The organism is uncultured Xylophilus sp. (genome assembly GCA_913776965.1).
Classification (GTDB): Bacteria; Pseudomonadota; Gammaproteobacteria; order Burkholderiales; family Burkholderiaceae_C; genus Xylophilus.
Genome location: CAJYQL010000023.1, coordinates 1 through 14,635, shown reverse-complemented (window position 1 = coordinate 14,635; position 14,635 = coordinate 1). Strand labels below are relative to the sequence as shown.

Genomic DNA, 14,635 nt, shown 5'->3' with positions numbered 1-14,635 from the left:
CACTCACAATCGAGGGCTAATTAACCATATTGTGAAATTTATAGGCACTATTTGAAAAGTCATAACTTTGTGCGAAACTGCGCGCCGCCCACGTACCATGGATCGGTATATCAACCCGGAGACAAGCATGTCAGCCCAACCCGACGACCAGTCTGGCGCATTCGCGCGCGCCGCCACCCAGGACATCGATCAGCAGGAAACCCGTGAGTGGACGGATGCGCTGGCAGCGGTGATCGCCTCCGAAGGTCCCGAGCGGGCCCACTTCCTGCTCGAGCAGCTGCTCGAGACGGCGCGCCAGAACAGCGTCGACCTGCCGTTCTCCGCCAATACCGGCTACGTCAATACGATCGAACCCGGCTCCGAAGCGCGCAGCCCGGGCAACCTCGAGATCGAGCAGCGGCTGCGGGCCTACATGCGCTGGAACGCCATGGCCATGGTGGTCAAGGCCAACCGCCACCATCCGCCGGAAGGCGGCGACCTGGGCGGCCACATCGGTTCGTTCGCCTCGCTCGCCAGCATGTTCGGCGCGGGCTTCAACCATTTCTGGAAAGCCGAGAACGAGAAGCACGGCGGCGACCTGCTGTACATCCAGGGTCACGTGTCGCCCGGCATCTACGCCCGCGCCTATCTGGAAGGCCGTCTGTCCGAAGAACAGCTGCTCAACTTCCGCCAGGAAGTCGACGGCAAGGGCCTCTCCAGCTACCCGCATCCGAAGCTGATGCCGGAGTTCTGGCAGTTCCCGACCGTCTCGATGGGCCTCGGCCCGCTGATGGCGATCTACCAGGCACGCTTCCTGAAGTACCTGCACGCCCGCGGCATCGCCGACACCACCGGCCGCAAAGTGTGGGTGTTCTGCGGCGACGGCGAAATGGACGAGGTGGAATCGCTCGGCGCGATCGGCCTGGCCGCCCGCGAGAAGCTCGACAACCTGATCTTCGTCATCAACTGCAACCTGCAGCGCCTGGACGGCCCGGTGCGCGGCAACGGGAAGATCATCCAGGAGCTCGAAGGCGAGTTCCGCGGTTCCGGCTGGAACGTGGTCAAGCTGATCTGGGGCAAGGGCTGGGACGAACTGCTCGCCAAGGACCATGACGGCGCCCTGCGCAAGATCATGATGGAGTGCAACGACGGCGACTACCAGTCGTTCAAGGCCAACGACGGCGCCTACGTCCGCAAGAACTTCTTCGGCCGCGATCCGCGCACGTTGAAGATGGTCGAGCACCTGAGCGACGACGAGATCTGGAACCTGCAGCGCGGCGGCCACGACTCGCAGAAGGTGTACGCCGCATTCCATGCGGCCCAGAACCACCAGGGCCAGCCGACCGTCCTGCTCGTGAAGACCGTCAAGGGCTTCGGCATGGGCAAGATCGGCGAAGGCAAGAACACCGTCCACCAGACCAAGAAGCTGAGCGACGAGGACATCAAGGCCTTCCGCGACCGTTTCAACATTCCGATCCCGGACAGCCAGCTGGCCGACCTGCCGTTCTACAAGCCGGCGGACGATACCCCGGAGATGAAGTACCTGCACGAGCGCCGCAAGGCCCTCGGCGGCTACCTGCCGCACCGCCGCACCAAGGCCGAAGAGAGCTTCACCGTGCCGTCGCTCGAAACCTTCAAGGCCGTGCTGGAGCCGACCGCCGAAGGCCGCGAGATCAGCACGACCCAGGCCTACGTGCGGTTCCTGACCCAGCTGCTGCGCGACCAGGCCCTCGGCCCGCGCGTGGTGCCGATCCTGGTGGACGAGGCCCGCACCTTCGGCATGGAAGGCCTGTTCCGCCAAGTGGGTATCTACAACCCCGCAGGCCAGCAGTACACCCCGGTCGACAAGGACCAGGTCATGTACTACAAGGAAGACAAGGGCGGCCAGATCCTGCAGGAAGGCATCAATGAAGCCGGCGGCATGTCGAGCTGGATCGCGGCGGCCACGTCGTACAGCACCAACAACCGCATCATGGTGCCGTTCTACGTGTACTACTCGATGTTCGGCTTCCAGCGCATCGGCGACCTGGCCTGGGCGGCCGGCGACATGCAGGCACGGGGCTTCCTGCTGGGCGGCACCTCGGGCCGCACCACGCTGAACGGTGAAGGCCTGCAGCACGAGGACGGCCACAGCCACATCCTGGCCAACACCATCCCGAACTGCGTGAGCTACGACCCGACCTTCGCCCACGAAGTCGGTGTGATCCTGCACCACGGCCTGAAGCGCATGGTCGAGAAGCAGGACAACGTCTACTACTACCTGACGCTGCTCAACGAGAACTACCCGATGCCCGGCCTGCAGCCCGGCACCGAAGAGCAGATCATCAAGGGCATGTACCTGTGCAAGCAGGCGCCGGCCATCAAGGGCAAGGACGTGCCGAGCGTGCAGCTGCTGGGCAGCGGCACCATCCTGCGCGAATCGTTCTTCGCTCAGGAACTGCTGGAGAAGGACTGGGGCGTGTCGGCCGGCGTGTGGAGCTGCCCGAGCTTCAACGAACTGACCCGCGACGGCCAGGACGCCGACCGCTGGAATCTGCTGCACCCGACCGAGACGCCGCGCGTGCCGTTCGTCGCGCAGCAGCTCGCCGGCAGCACCGGCCCGGTGGTCGCCTCGACCGACTACATGAAGGCGTACGCCGAGCAGATCCGCCCGTTCATCCCGGCCGGCCGGACCTACCGCGTGCTGGGCACCGACGGCTACGGCCGCAGCGACTTCCGCAGCAAGCTGCGCGAGCACTTCGAGATCAACCGCCACTACATCGTGGTGGCCGCGCTGAAGGCGCTGGCCGACGAAGGCAAGATGAAGCCGGCGCAGGTCGCCGAGGCGATCAAGAAGTACGGCATCGACGCCGACAAGACCAACCCGCTGTACGCATAAGCGCTTTCGGAGACACACACATGGCACAGGTGGAAATCAAGGTTCCCGACATCGGCGACTTCGACGAAGTCGCGGTGATCGAGGTGCTGGTCAAGCCGGGCGACACGGTCAAGGCCGAGCAGTCGCTGATCACCGTCGAGTCCGACAAGGCGTCGATGGAGATCCCGTCTTCGGCTGCCGGCACCGTCAAGGAGCTGAAGGTCAACGTCGGCGACAAGGTCAAGGAAGGCTCGGTCGTGCTGATCCTGGAGGCCGCCGGCGAAGGCGCCGCGGCGGCACCGGCCCCGGCGGCTGCGCCTGCCGCAGCCCCGGCGGCACCGGCGGCACCGGCACCGGCTCCCGCACCGGCGGCAGCGCCCGCTGCGGCATCGGGCCCGGTCGAGGTCAAGGTACCCGACATCGGCGACTTCAAGGACGTCGCGGTGATCGAGGTGCTGGTCAAGCCGGGCGACACGGTCAAGGCCGAGCAGTCGCTGATCACCGTCGAATCCGACAAGGCGTCGATGGAGATCCCGTCGTCGGCCGCCGGCACCGTCAAGGAACTGAAGGTCAAGGTCGGCGACACGGTCAACATCGGTGACCTGATCGCGCTGCTGGAAGGCACGGCCTCCCAGCCGACGGCTGGCGAGAGCCAGGCACCCGCACCGGCTCCCGCCGCTGCGCCCGCCACCGCACCGGCAGCGGCACCTGCCGCGTCTGCTGCGCCCGCCGCGGCGCTGCCGCAGCACCAGCCGACCGCCACCACGACGACGGCGAAGCTGCCGCATGCCTCGCCGTCGGTGCGCAAGTTTGCCCGCGAACTCGGCGTGCCGCTCGACGAAGTCAAGGGCAGCGGCGCCAAGGGCCGCATCACCCAGGAAGACGTGCAGAACTTCACCAAGGCGGTGATGGGCGGTCAGGCGAGCACGAAGGCATCGGCCGCCAAGTCGGCCGCGTCCGGCGGCGGCGGCGCCGACGGCGCCGCACTGGGCCTGATCCCCTGGCCGAAGGTGGACTTCGCCAAGTTCGGCCCGGTCGAACGCAAGGACCTGTCGCGGATCAAGAAGATCAGCGGCGCGAACCTGCATCGCAATTGGGTGATGATTCCGCACGTCACTAACAACGACGAGTGCGACATCACCGACCTGGAAGCCTTCCGCGTCTCCACCAACAAGGAGAACGAGAAGTCCGGCGTGAAGGTGACGATGCTCGCCTTCGTCATCAAGGCGGTGGTCGCGGCGCTCAAGAAGTTTCCCGAGTTCAACGCCAGCCTCGACGGCGACACCCTGGTCTACAAGCAGTACTTCCACATCGGCTTCGCGGCCGATACGCCCAACGGGCTGGTGGTGCCGGTGCTGAAGGATGCCGACAAGAAGGGCATCCTGCAGATCAGCCAGGAGATGTCGGAGCTCGCCAAGAAGGCGCGCGACGGCAAGCTGGGCGGCGGCGACATGCAGGGCGGCTGCTTCTCGATCAGCTCGCTCGGCGGCATCGGCGGCACCCACTTCACGCCGATCATCAACGCGCCGGAAGTCGCGATCCTCGGCCTGTCGAAGGGCCAGACCAAGCCGGTCTGGGACGGCAAGGCCTTCGTGCCGCGCCTGTTGCTGCCGCTCAGCCTGAGCTACGACCACCGGGTGATCGACGGCGCCGCCGCCGCGCGCTTCAACGCCTACCTGGGACAGGTCCTGACCGACTACCGCCGGATCATCCTGTGACGACCGTCGTCGCCGTTCGCAAGAACGGCCAAGTCGCGATCGCCGCGGACACCCTGGTGACCTTCGGCGATACGCGGCTGCTGCATCGCTTCGAGGACAACACCAAGGTGTTCAAGCTCGACGCGCCGGTCGGGCCGACGTACATCGGCATGGCCGGCACGGTGGCGCACTTTCCGGTGCTGCGCAAGTCGCTCGCCGCGATGCCCCCGGAGCAGCGGCTGCTCGCCACCCGCGACGAGATCTTCGACACCTTCTCGCGCCTGCACCCGATGCTGAAGGACCACTTCTTCCTGCAGACGAAGGAAGACGACAACGACCCGTACGAGTCGAGCCAGTTCAGCGTGCTGATCGCCAACGCGGCCGGCATCTTCGGGCTCTACAGCTACCGGGAAGTGTTCGAGTTCAAGGAGTTCTGGGGCATCGGCTCGGGCCGCAGCTTCGCGCTCGGCGCGATGCACGCCGTCTACGGCCGCGTTAAGACCGCCCGGGAAGTGGCCCAGGCGGGCGTGAACGCCGGCTGCACGTTCGACCGCAACTCCGAAGGTCCGGTCGACATCTTCACTCTCAAAATGAAAGGTTCGCGATGAGCCTCGTAGACATCAAGGTTCCCGACATCGGCGACTTCGCCGAAGTGGCGGTCATCGAAGTGCTGGTCAAGGCCGGCGACACGGTCAAGGCCGAGCAGTCGCTGGTCACGGTCGAGTCGGACAAGGCGTCGATGGAAATTCCGTCGTCGCACGCCGGCGTGGTCAAGGAAGTCAAGGTCCAGCTCGGCGATAAGATCTCCGAAGGCTCGGTGCTGCTGAGCCTGGAGTCGTCCGATGCGGCGGCATCTGCACCTGCGGCGGCACCGGCTCCCGCTGCAGCGGCACCGGCCCCTGCACCGGCAGTTTCGGATGCAAAAGCGGCTCCGGCGCCCGTCGCACCTGCGCAGGCAGCTACTAAAACCGTAGCATCGTCCGGCCCGGCCGATGCCGACTACGACGTGGTCGTGATCGGTGGTGGCCCCGGCGGCTATTCGGCGGCCTTCCGCGCAGCGGACCTGGGCCTGAAGGTCGCGATCGTGGAGCGGTACCAGACCCTCGGCGGCGTCTGCCTGAACGTGGGCTGCATCCCCTCGAAGGCGCTGCTGCACGTGGCCGCCGTGATGGACGAGGTCAAGCATTTCGCCGACCTGGGTGTGTCCTACGCCGAGCCCGAGGTGGACATCGGCAAGCTGCGCACCCACAAGGAAAAGGTCATCGGCAAGCTGACCGGCGGCCTAGCGGCGATGGCCAAGATGCGCAAGGTCACGATCCTGCGCGGCCTGGGCAGCTTCACCGGCGCCCATACGCTCGAGGTCGCCGAGACCTCCGGCAACGCGCAGGAAAAGACCGGCCAGACGCAGAGCGTGAGCTTCCGCCGCGCGATCATCGCGGCGGGCTCGCAGGCGGTGCGCCTGCCGTTCCTGCCGAACGACCCGCGCGTCGTCGACTCGACCGGTGCCCTGGCGCTGGCCGACCGTCCGAAGCGCATGCTGATCGTCGGCGGCGGGATCATCGGCCTGGAGATGGGCACGGTGTATTCCACGCTCGGCGCGCGGCTCGACGTGGTCGAGATGCTCGACGGCCTGATGCAGGGCGCCGACCGCGACCTGGTCAAGGTCTGGCAGAAGATGAATGCCCCGCGCTTCGACAACATCATGCTCAAGACCAAGACGGTCGGCGCCAAGGCCACCGACGCGGGCATCGAGGTGACGTTCGAGGGCGAAGGCGCACCGTCGGCGCCGCAGGTCTACGACCTGGTGCTGCAGGCGGTCGGCCGTACGCCCAACGGCGGCAAGGTCGGCGCCGACAAGGCCGGCGTGACGGTGACCGACCGCGGCTTCATCCCTGTCGACATTCAGATGCGCACCAACGTGCCGCACATCTTCGCGATCGGCGACCTGGTCGGCCAGCCGATGCTCGCCCACAAGGCAGTGCACGAAGGGCATGTGGCAGCGGAAGTCATCGCCGGCGAACTGCAGGGCAACGAGAAGCTGGCAAGCGCCGCCTTCAACGCCCGGGTGATCCCGAGCGTGGCCTACACCGATCCGGAAGTGGCGTGGGTCGGCCTGACCGAGGACCAGGCCAAGGCCGAGGGCATCAAGGTCGAGAAGGGCCTGTTCCCCTGGAATGCCTCGGGCCGCGCGATCGCTAACGGACGCGACGAAGGCTTCACCAAGCTGCTGTTCGACGCCGAGACGCATCGCATCGTCGGGGGCGGCATCGTCGGCACCCATGCGGGCGACATGATCGGCGAGATCGCGCTGGCGATCGAGATGGGTGCCGATTCGGTGGACATCGGCAAGACGATCCACCCGCATCCGACGCTCGGCGAAAGCGTCGGCCTCGCGGCCGAGGTCGCCCACGGCAGCTGCACCGACGTGCCGCCGGCGCGCAAGCGCTGAGGTCTCGCGCGGGGCCGGCACAGGCCGGCCCCGCGTTCTTCGGCGACGGCCTTGCTACCGTAGGGCGCGGATGCAAAAAAGCCCGGCATGCCGGGCTTTTGTCGTGTGTCCAGAAAAACGGTCAGCGTGTGTTCGACAGACCGGCGGCGGCCTCGCTGTCGGCCTGCACACGGCGGGCACCGTCGAAGCGGCTGTTCCAGTAGCCGATGCGCATGTCTTCCACCCGCACCTGCGCACCCGGTTTGGGCGCGTGGATGAACTTGCCGTCGCCGACGTAGATGCCCACGTGGCTGAAGGCGCGGCGCATGGTGTTGAAGAACACCAGGTCGCCGGGCTGGAGGTCGGTCTTGTCGATCTTCTCGGTGGCGGCCGCCTGCTCGTTGGCGCGGCGTGGCAGCAGATGGCCCACGGTTTCGCCGTAGATGGCGCGGACAAATCCGCTGCAGTCGAAGCCGGAGGCTGCCGAGTTGCCGCCGCGCCGGTAGGGCACGCCGATGAAGCCCATCGCGTTCACCACCAGGGTGGACGCCCGCTCGGTCACCGATTGGCGGACATGGTTCAACTGCGACATCAGGCCCTTGTCGGCCAGAAGCCGGTCCAGATCGTCTTGGTTTGCAGTGGCGGGAGAGGGGGCTGCGGTGGCGATGAGGGGACTCACGGCGAGCAGCAGGGCGCAGAGCAATCTGGACATGGAACGCGAGACTATCGTCGGACCTATCCTACGTCAAGCATGGTTACATTGAGGACAACCGCGTAATCGTGTAATTTTTCATCATGCGAGTTTTTGCCCTGAAAGCCCCCGTGTCGATCTGTTTCCGGTCGCTGTTTTCCACCCTGACGATCGCTCTTTCGGTTGCTTCGGCACCTGCGATCGCCCAGATGCGGGTCCAGGTCGTCACGCTGGCGACCGGGCTCGACACTCCGTGGGCCGTGGCCTTCCTGCCGGGCGGCCGTTTTCTGGTCACCGAACGTGACGGCGACATGCGCATCGTCGCGCCGGACGGCAAGGTGGGATCTACCCTGGACAGCGTGCCGGATGTCGAATCGTCGGGGCAGGGCGGCCTGCTCGACGTGGTGGCGGATACGGACTTCGTCCGCAATCGCCAGATCTACTTCTGCTACGCCGAAGCCGGCGAGGGCGGAGCCGGCACGGCCTTGGCGAGCGCCCGGTTGTCGACCGCGCAGGATCGCCTCGAAGACGTGAAAGTGCTCTTCCGCCAGCAGCCCAAGGTAGCGGGCGGCAACCACTTCGGCTGCCGAATCGTCGAGGGGAGGGATGGGCTGCTGTGGCTCACACTCGGCGACCGCTTTGCCTACAGGGACTCGGCACAGAAACTCGACAACCACCTCGGGAAGATCGTGCGGATCGGCAAGGACGGCAAGGTGCCGCGGGACAACCCGTTCGTGAACCGTCCGGGTGCGCTGCCGGAGATCTGGAGCTACGGTCATCGGAATGTGCAGGGCGCGACGCTGGCCCCCGACGGCCGGCTCTGGACCCACGAGCACGGCCCGCAGGGCGGTGACGAGATCAACACGCCGCAGGCCGGACGCAACTACGGCTGGCCGGTGATCACCTACGGCGTGAACTACGGCGGCGGCAAGATCGGCGACGGCATCACCAGGAAGGACGGCATGGAGCAGCCGCTGCACTACTGGGTGCCGTCGATCGCGCCTTCCGGCATGGCTTTCTTGACCAGCGACCGCTACGGGCCGGCGTGGAAGGGCAACCTGTTCGTCGGTGCATTGAAGTCGCAATTCCTGGACCGGATCGTGCTCGACGGCACCCGGGTCGTGTCGGAAGAAAAGCTGCTCGGCGATCTGCGCGAGCGCATCCGCGACGTGCGCCAGGGACCGGACGGCCTGCTGTACGTGCTGACCGACGGCGCCAAGGGCCGGCTGCTGCGGCTCGATCCGGCCGGCAAGCCCTGACCCGGTCACCGGCTGGGGTGTAATCGGCGCATCGCCCCGCCTGCGGGCTCACTCTGTTTCGCTGTTGCCATGCTCCTCGACGCTTCCGAATCCCAGCTCGTCCTCATCGACTACCAGGACCGCCTGATGCCTGCCATCGCCGACGGGCCGGCCGTGCTGGCCAACGCGGTCCGGCTCGCCACGGCGGCACGGCAGCTGGAGGTGCCGGTGTGGGGCACCGAGCAGAACCCGTCGAAGCTTGGGCCGCTCGCACCCGCGCTGCGCGGCCTGTGCCGACGGACGCTCGCAAAGATGCATTTCAGCGCCTGCGAGGAGGGCCTCGGCGAATGGCTGCGCCCGCCGGCGCGTCCGCCGCAGGGCAACGCCCGCAGCCTGCCGCGCCACCTGCAGAAGGCGCCGCCCCCGGCGGCCGAGCCGACGCCCACCTCGGTGGTGCTGGCCGGCTGCGAGGCCCATGTCTGCTTGCTGCAGACGGCGCTCGATCTGCTGGACGACGACTTCGAGGTCTGGGTGGTCACCGACGCCTGCGGTTCGCGCACCGAGCGCAACCGCGATGCCGCGTTCGACCGCCTGGCCGGCGCCGGCGCCGAACTGGTGACGACCGAGATGGTGCTGTTCGAGTGGCTGCGCAGTGCGGAGCACCCGGCATTCCGCGACGTGCAGGCGCTGATCAAGTAGACGCGCGCGGCCTGCGCGTCAGGCTGGCGCAAGCGCCCGCCGAATAATCGGCAGCGGACCGATTCCCGACCGAATACAGGCCCGGCCCTGCAGCATGCTTGGAGCGGCACGGCGCTGCAGGAGACCCGCTTGACCGCTGCCGCCCATCCCTCCGATTCCGCCCGTTCCGCCGACTTCCCCGGCGGTTACGCCGCGTTCCACCGCCGTTCGCTCGAGGACCGCGACGGCTTCTGGTCCGAACAGGCCGCAAGGATCGATTGGCACACGCCGCCCGAGCAGGTCTGCGACTACCACCAGGCCCCGTTCGCGCGCTGGTTCGCCGGCGGCACGCTCAACCTGTGCCACAACGCGGTGGACCGCCACCTGCCCACACGCGCCGACCAGCCTGCGCTGATTGCGGTCTCGACCGAGACCGGCACCGAGGCGACCTACACCTTCGCCCAGCTGCATGCCGAGGTCCAGCGCATGGCGGCCGCCCTGCAGGCCCTGGGCGTGCAGCAGGGCGACCGGGTGCTGATCTACATGCCGATGGTGGCCGAGGCGGTGTTCGCGATGCTCGCCGCGGTGCGGATCGGCGCGCTGCATTCGGTGGTGTTCGGCGGCTTCGCCGCGGCCTCGCTCGCCAGCCGGATCGACGACGCGCAGCCGACCGTCATCGTCAGCGCCGACGCGGGTTCGCGCGGAGGGCGCGTGATCCCGTACAAGCCGCTGCTCGACGAAGCGCTGCGGCTCGCCCGGCACGCGCCGGCGCACCTGCTGCTGGTCGACCGCGGCCTGGCCCGCATGGACCTGGTGCCGGAACGCGACCGGCTGTGGCACGACTTGCGCGAACAGATGGCCGATGCACCGGTCGCCTGCGTGTGGGTGGACGCCACCCACCCGAGCTACACGCTCTACACCAGCGGCACCACCGGCCGGCCCAAGGGCGTGCAGCGCGACACCGGCGGCTATGCGGTGGCGCTGGCCGCGAGCATGGAACACATCTTCGATGCGCAGCCCGGCCAGACCTTTTTCTGCACCAGCGACATCGGCTGGGTGGTCGGCCACAGCTACATCGTCTACGGCCCGCTGATCGCCGGCATGGCGACCGTGCTGTACGAAGGCCTGCCGATCCGGCCCGACCCGGCGGTGTGGTGGCGGATCGTCGAGCAGTACCGGGTCACGCACATGTTTTCCTCGCCGACCGCGATCCGGGTGCTGCGCAAGCAGGACCCGTCGTACCTGGCGCGGCACGACAACTCCAGCCTGCGCATGCTGTGGCTGGCCGGCGAGCCGCTGGATGGCCCGACCGCCGAATGGATCGCTGGCGCGCTGCAGGTACCGGTGGTGGACAACTACTGGCAGACCGAGACCGGCTGGCCGATCCTCACGGTCGCCAACGGCGTCGAGCGGGCCGACGGCCGCATCGGCAGCCCGGGCCGGGCGATGGCCGGCTACGACGTGAAGCTGCTCGACGAGACCACCGGCGAGGAACTGCACGGTGCCGGCGAGAAGGGCGTGCTCGCGATCGAGGGGCCGCTGCCGCCCGGCTGCATGCAGACAGTGTGGCGCGACGACGCACGCTTCGTTGCGACCTACTGGAACAGCGTGCCGGGCCGTTTCGTCTACAGCACCTTCGACTACGCGACGCGCGACGCGGACGGCTTCTATTTCATCCTCGGCCGCACCGACGACGTGATCAACGTCGCCGGCCACCGGCTCGGCACCCGCGAGATCGAGGAGATCGTCTCGGGCCACCCGCAGGTGGCCGAGGTCGCGGTGGTCGGCGTCGCCGATGCGCTGAAAGGCCAGGAAGCGGTGGCGCTGGTGGTGCCGCGCCGGCAGGCGGCCGGCCCCGAGGCGGCGGAGGCGCTGGAGGCCGACATTCGGCAGCGGGTGACGGACCGGCTCGGTGCGGTGGCCCGGCCGGCGCGGGTGCTGTTCGTCGGCATGCTGCCGAAGACGCGCAGCGGCAAGCTGCTGCGCCGCGCCATCCAGGCAGTCTGCGAAGGCCGCGATACCGGCGACCTGACCACGCTGGAGGACCCGGCCGCGCTGGAGCAGGTCCGCCAAGCGGTGTCGTCGGCCCGACTCGCCGGCGGACCGGGCTGACACGCCGCGAACCGCAGGCCGATCCCGCGGGCCGACAATCCGCGGATGCTCGACGCTCTCTCACGTACCACCGGGCCGCAGCGGCTCGCCTGGGCGGCTGCCGCCGGCGCCGCAGCCTACCTGCTGCCCTGGCCGGTCGGCCACGAGGGCAGCGCCCTGTTCGGCTGGACCGTCGCCGCGGCGGTGCATCTGGGCCTGTCGGCTTGGCTGGCAGCCCGCTTCGACGTGGCGCAGATCCGGGCGCGGGCCCGGGCGCAGGACGAATCGGCCGCGGTGCTGTTCCTGCTGATGGTGGCCGCGGTCACCGCCAGCGTCGCGGCAATCGTGCTCCTGCTGCAACAGTCGCGCGGCCTGCCGGCCGACGAGCGTGCGCTGCGAGTGGCACTGTCGGCCGCGGCGCTCGCCGCCTCCTGGCTCTGGATCCACTCGCTGTTCGCCTTTCACTACGCGCACCGGTACTACCACCAGGCCGGGGAGGATGGCCCATTGCAGCCGCAGCCGCCAGCAGCGGAGCGCGACGGCGGCGGCCTGGACTTCCCGGGGACCGCCGATCCGGACTATTACGACTTCCTCTATTTCTCTCTGGTGATCGGCATGACCTCGCAGGTGTCCGATGTGTCCTGCACGAGCCGCGCCATGCGCCGGCTCGCGATGGGGCATGGCCTTCTGGCCTTCGTGTTCAACGTGGTGGTGCTCGCGCTCGGCATCAACGCGCTGGCCGGGTCGTTGCAGTAGCGAGGCCCGCGAAATAAAGGACGGCATTCCGTCCTACATCGGGGACGCATCCAGGCGACGGGGGCTTGCGTAATGGCCCATGAAGATCGTGCGGCACCCAGGTCGTGTTCCGAAGTACGGAGCGCGACGCGGTGCATGCGGTCCGACCGGGCACTTTCGCCCCGCCTTCCATTACCGAGGAGTTCTCCATGATCCAGGAACCGACCCTGCTGAACGCGCTGCAACAACGATCCGCCAAGCAGGCAGAACGCCGCCAATTCTTCCGAAAGACCGGCGGCTTCGCGGCCGGCATGGCCGGCGGCGCGATCCTCACCGCCTGCGGCGGCGGTTCCGGTGACTCGGTCGCGCAGAGCGCTCCGTCGGACGCGGACATCCTCAACTTCGCGCTGAACCTGGAATACCTGGAAGCGCAGTTCTACCAGTACGCCGTCTTCGGTACCGGCCTCGGCCAGAACCAGCTCGGCGGCACCGGCACCCAGGGTGTGGTGCAGGGTGGCCGTCAGGTGGCGTTCCGCGATCCGGTGGTGGCGCAGTACGCCCGCGAGATCGCCGAGGACGAAGCTGCCCACGTCGCCTTCCTGCGCACCGCACTCGGCAGCGCAGCGGTCGCCCAGCCGGCGATCGACATCGGCGTCGGCCCGAACAGTGCGTTCTCGGTCGCCGCGCGGGCCGCGGGCCTGATCACCGCCGGCCAGACCTTCGATCCGTACCTGAACGACGAGAACTTCCTGCTCGGCGCCTTCATCTTCGAGGACGTGGGCGTGACCGCGTACAAGGGCGCCTCGCCGCTGATCACCAACAAGACCTACCTGGAGGCCGCCGCCGGCATCCTGGCGGCCGAGGCGTATCACGCCGGCCTGGTGCGCACGGTGCTGTACTCGAAGGGCCTGACCACCCCGTCGCTGCGGACCTCGGCGGACGCGATCTCCAACGCGCGCGATTCGCTCGACAACGCCAAGGACCAGGACCAGGGCATCACCGGCACCGCGACCGCGTCGAACATCGTGCCGGCCGATGCGAACGGCATCTGCTACAGCCGCACGCCGGACGATGTGCTGAACATCGTCTACCTGAACCCGGGTGCCGTGCGCCAGGGCGGCTTCTTCCCGGCGGGCGTGAACGGCAATCTGGTGATGTCCAGCGCCTTCGCCTGACGGGGTATGGCGGCGCGGGGTCAGCGCACGGTGCGCCGCCGCGACCATGCGTCGCCCGCCATGCCGCTCGCCAGCAGGGTGCCCACCAGCACCACGGCGCCGCAACCGAGCATCCAGCCGGTGAGGGGTTCGCCCAGCAGCGGTACGCCGTAGCCGAGGGCGAACACCGGGATCAGGTAGGTCACAGTGAGCGCCCGGCTGGCACCGGCACGCGCAATGATCCGGAAGAACAGCAGATACGCGAGGGCGGTGCACGGGACCGCCAGCGCCACGACCGCCGCCCAGGCGCCGAGGCCTGGAATGCGCGCGGGCCAGGCGACCGCCGTCGGCAGGGCGAGCACCAGCGTCGCGCCGACCATGCTGCCGGCGGCCGACGCGGTCGGCGGCAGTCCGGGCAGCATCCGGCGCGCATAACTGGCGCCGATGCCGTAGCTGCATGCGGCGCCCAGGCACGCGAGCACCGGCAACACTGCCACACCGACATCCGTGGGCAGCCCGCGGCCGACCAGCAATGCGACACCGGCGAAGCCGATGGCCAATCCCGCACAGCGCGCGGGCCCGGGTCGCTCCTGCAGCCAAGCCCAGGCGATCAGCGCACCGAACAACGGCACCGTGGCGTTGAGGATCGCCGCGATGCCGGTCGGCACATGCACCACCGCATACGCATACAGCGCGAACGGCAATGCGGAGTTGAAGGTTCCCAGCACGACGACGCGGGCCCACCGGCCGCGCAGCGCATCCCGGTGCCGGCGCATCGCGAGCACCGGCGCGAGCGCCAGCGCGGCGATGCCGACCCGCAGCCCGGCCGTTGCCAGCGGGCCGAACGCCGAGGCACCGAGCCGCATGAAGAGGAAGGAGCTGCCCCACAGGGCGGCGAGCAGCAGGAACGGCAGCACCCAAGTGCGGGGTGGGGCGGGAGGCGGCGCGGCGGACATGGGCGGTGGCCCTGCGCCGGTCAGGTGCGAGGGGCCGACGCGACCCCTGCGCGCGGGCCCGCTTCCAGCCCGAGCAGCGCTTCCTTGCGGTGCAGCCCGCCCGCATACCCGGTGAGCGCACCGCCGCTGCC

At 68.4% G+C, this 14,635-nt stretch carries 11 protein-coding genes; 9 read left to right on the top strand and 2 right to left on the bottom strand.

The genetic code is table 11. From position 1 onward, the window contains the following. Window positions 1-127 precede the first annotated feature (127 nt). Genes aceE through lpdA form a run of 4 tightly spaced genes read left to right on the top strand, consistent with a single transcriptional unit; the run spans window position 128 to window position 6,982 of the window. Window positions 128-2,857 (top strand): pyruvate dehydrogenase (acetyl-transferring), homodimeric type, encoded by a 2,730-nt coding sequence (gene aceE / locus QZ500_RS03175; RefSeq protein ID WP_295850716.1) that lies wholly within the window; start codon window positions 128-130, stop codon window positions 2,855-2,857. A gap of 20 nt (window positions 2,858-2,877) precedes the next feature. Beyond that, window positions 2,878-4,554, top strand: a complete 1,677-nt coding sequence (aceF, locus tag QZ500_RS03170) for a dihydrolipoyllysine-residue acetyltransferase (RefSeq protein ID WP_295850714.1) — start codon at window positions 2,878-2,880, stop codon at window positions 4,552-4,554. Further along, window positions 4,551-5,141 (top strand): MFS transporter, encoded by a 591-nt coding sequence (locus tag QZ500_RS03165; protein WP_295850712.1) that lies wholly within the window; start codon window positions 4,551-4,553, stop codon window positions 5,139-5,141. The genes aceF and QZ500_RS03165 overlap by 4 nt, the downstream gene beginning before the upstream one ends. Further along, window positions 5,138-6,982: a dihydrolipoyl dehydrogenase gene (lpdA, locus tag QZ500_RS03160; RefSeq protein ID WP_295850707.1), complete on the top strand. Its 1,845-nt coding sequence runs from the start codon at window positions 5,138-5,140 to the stop codon at window positions 6,980-6,982. Before QZ500_RS03165 ends, lpdA begins: the two co-directional genes overlap by 4 nt. A 121-nt stretch (window positions 6,983-7,103) precedes the next feature. Here the strand turns inward: lpdA and QZ500_RS03155 are convergent, their stop codons facing one another. Next, window positions 7,104-7,673: a C40 family peptidase gene (locus QZ500_RS03155; protein ID WP_295850705.1), complete on the bottom strand. Its 570-nt coding sequence runs from the start codon at window positions 7,671-7,673 to the stop codon at window positions 7,104-7,106. A 188-nt stretch (window positions 7,674-7,861) separates the two neighbouring features. On the opposite strand from QZ500_RS03155, the gene QZ500_RS03150 reads away from it, so the two are divergent. From QZ500_RS03150 to QZ500_RS03130, 5 genes are all read left to right on the top strand, one after another. Continuing rightward, window positions 7,862-8,911: a PQQ-dependent sugar dehydrogenase gene (locus QZ500_RS03150; protein WP_295850914.1), complete on the top strand. Its 1,050-nt coding sequence runs from the start codon at window positions 7,862-7,864 to the stop codon at window positions 8,909-8,911. A 69-nt stretch (window positions 8,912-8,980) separates the two neighbouring features. Then, window positions 8,981-9,589 (top strand): isochorismatase family protein, encoded by a 609-nt coding sequence (locus QZ500_RS03145; protein ID WP_295850697.1) that lies wholly within the window; start codon window positions 8,981-8,983, stop codon window positions 9,587-9,589. Between the two features lie 129 nt (window positions 9,590-9,718). Continuing rightward, window positions 9,719-11,680 carry a propionate--CoA ligase gene (locus QZ500_RS03140; protein ID WP_295850694.1) on the top strand — a complete coding sequence of 654 codons (1,962 nt, stop codon included), beginning with the start codon at window positions 9,719-9,721 and terminating at the stop codon, window positions 11,678-11,680. Between the two features lie 45 nt (window positions 11,681-11,725). Then, a complete protein-coding gene (locus QZ500_RS03135) occupies window positions 11,726-12,415 on the top strand; it encodes a DUF1345 domain-containing protein (protein WP_295850692.1) in 690 nt (229 codons plus the stop codon). A 188-nt stretch (window positions 12,416-12,603) separates the two neighbouring features. Beyond that, window positions 12,604-13,569 carry a ferritin-like domain-containing protein gene (locus tag QZ500_RS03130; RefSeq protein ID WP_295850690.1) on the top strand — a complete coding sequence of 322 codons (966 nt, stop codon included), beginning with the start codon at window positions 12,604-12,606 and terminating at the stop codon, window positions 13,567-13,569. 20 nt (window positions 13,570-13,589) lie between these two features. Here QZ500_RS03130 and QZ500_RS03125 read toward each other — a convergent pair whose 3' ends face one another. Beyond that, complete coding sequence (locus tag QZ500_RS03125) at window positions 13,590-14,504, bottom strand: DMT family transporter (RefSeq protein ID WP_295850684.1); 915 nt, start codon at window positions 14,502-14,504, stop codon at window positions 13,590-13,592. Between the last annotated feature and the right edge of the window lie 131 nt (window positions 14,505-14,635).

What these genes read in the sequence shown, in the direction of transcription:
- aceE (WP_295850716.1), top strand. Translation starts at nt 128, where the DNA reads ATGTCAGCCCAACCCGACGACCAGTCTGGCGCATTCGCGCGCGCCGCC.
- aceF (WP_295850714.1), top strand. Translation starts at nt 2,878, where the DNA reads ATGGCACAGGTGGAAATCAAGGTTCCCGACATCGGCGACTTCGACGAA.
- lpdA (WP_295850707.1), top strand. Translation starts at nt 5,138, where the DNA reads ATGAGCCTCGTAGACATCAAGGTTCCCGACATCGGCGACTTCGCCGAA.
- QZ500_RS03155 (WP_295850705.1), bottom strand. Translation starts at nt 7,673, where the DNA reads ATGTCCAGATTGCTCTGCGCCCTGCTGCTCGCCGTGAGTCCCCTCATC.
- QZ500_RS03150 (WP_295850914.1), top strand. Translation starts at nt 7,862, where the DNA reads ATGCGGGTCCAGGTCGTCACGCTGGCGACCGGGCTCGACACTCCGTGG.
- QZ500_RS03145 (WP_295850697.1), top strand. Translation starts at nt 8,981, where the DNA reads ATGCTCCTCGACGCTTCCGAATCCCAGCTCGTCCTCATCGACTACCAG.
- QZ500_RS03135 (WP_295850692.1), top strand. Translation starts at nt 11,726, where the DNA reads ATGCTCGACGCTCTCTCACGTACCACCGGGCCGCAGCGGCTCGCCTGG.
- QZ500_RS03130 (WP_295850690.1), top strand. Translation starts at nt 12,604, where the DNA reads ATGATCCAGGAACCGACCCTGCTGAACGCGCTGCAACAACGATCCGCC.
- QZ500_RS03125 (WP_295850684.1), bottom strand. Translation starts at nt 14,504, where the DNA reads ATGTCCGCCGCGCCGCCTCCCGCCCCACCCCGCACTTGGGTGCTGCCG.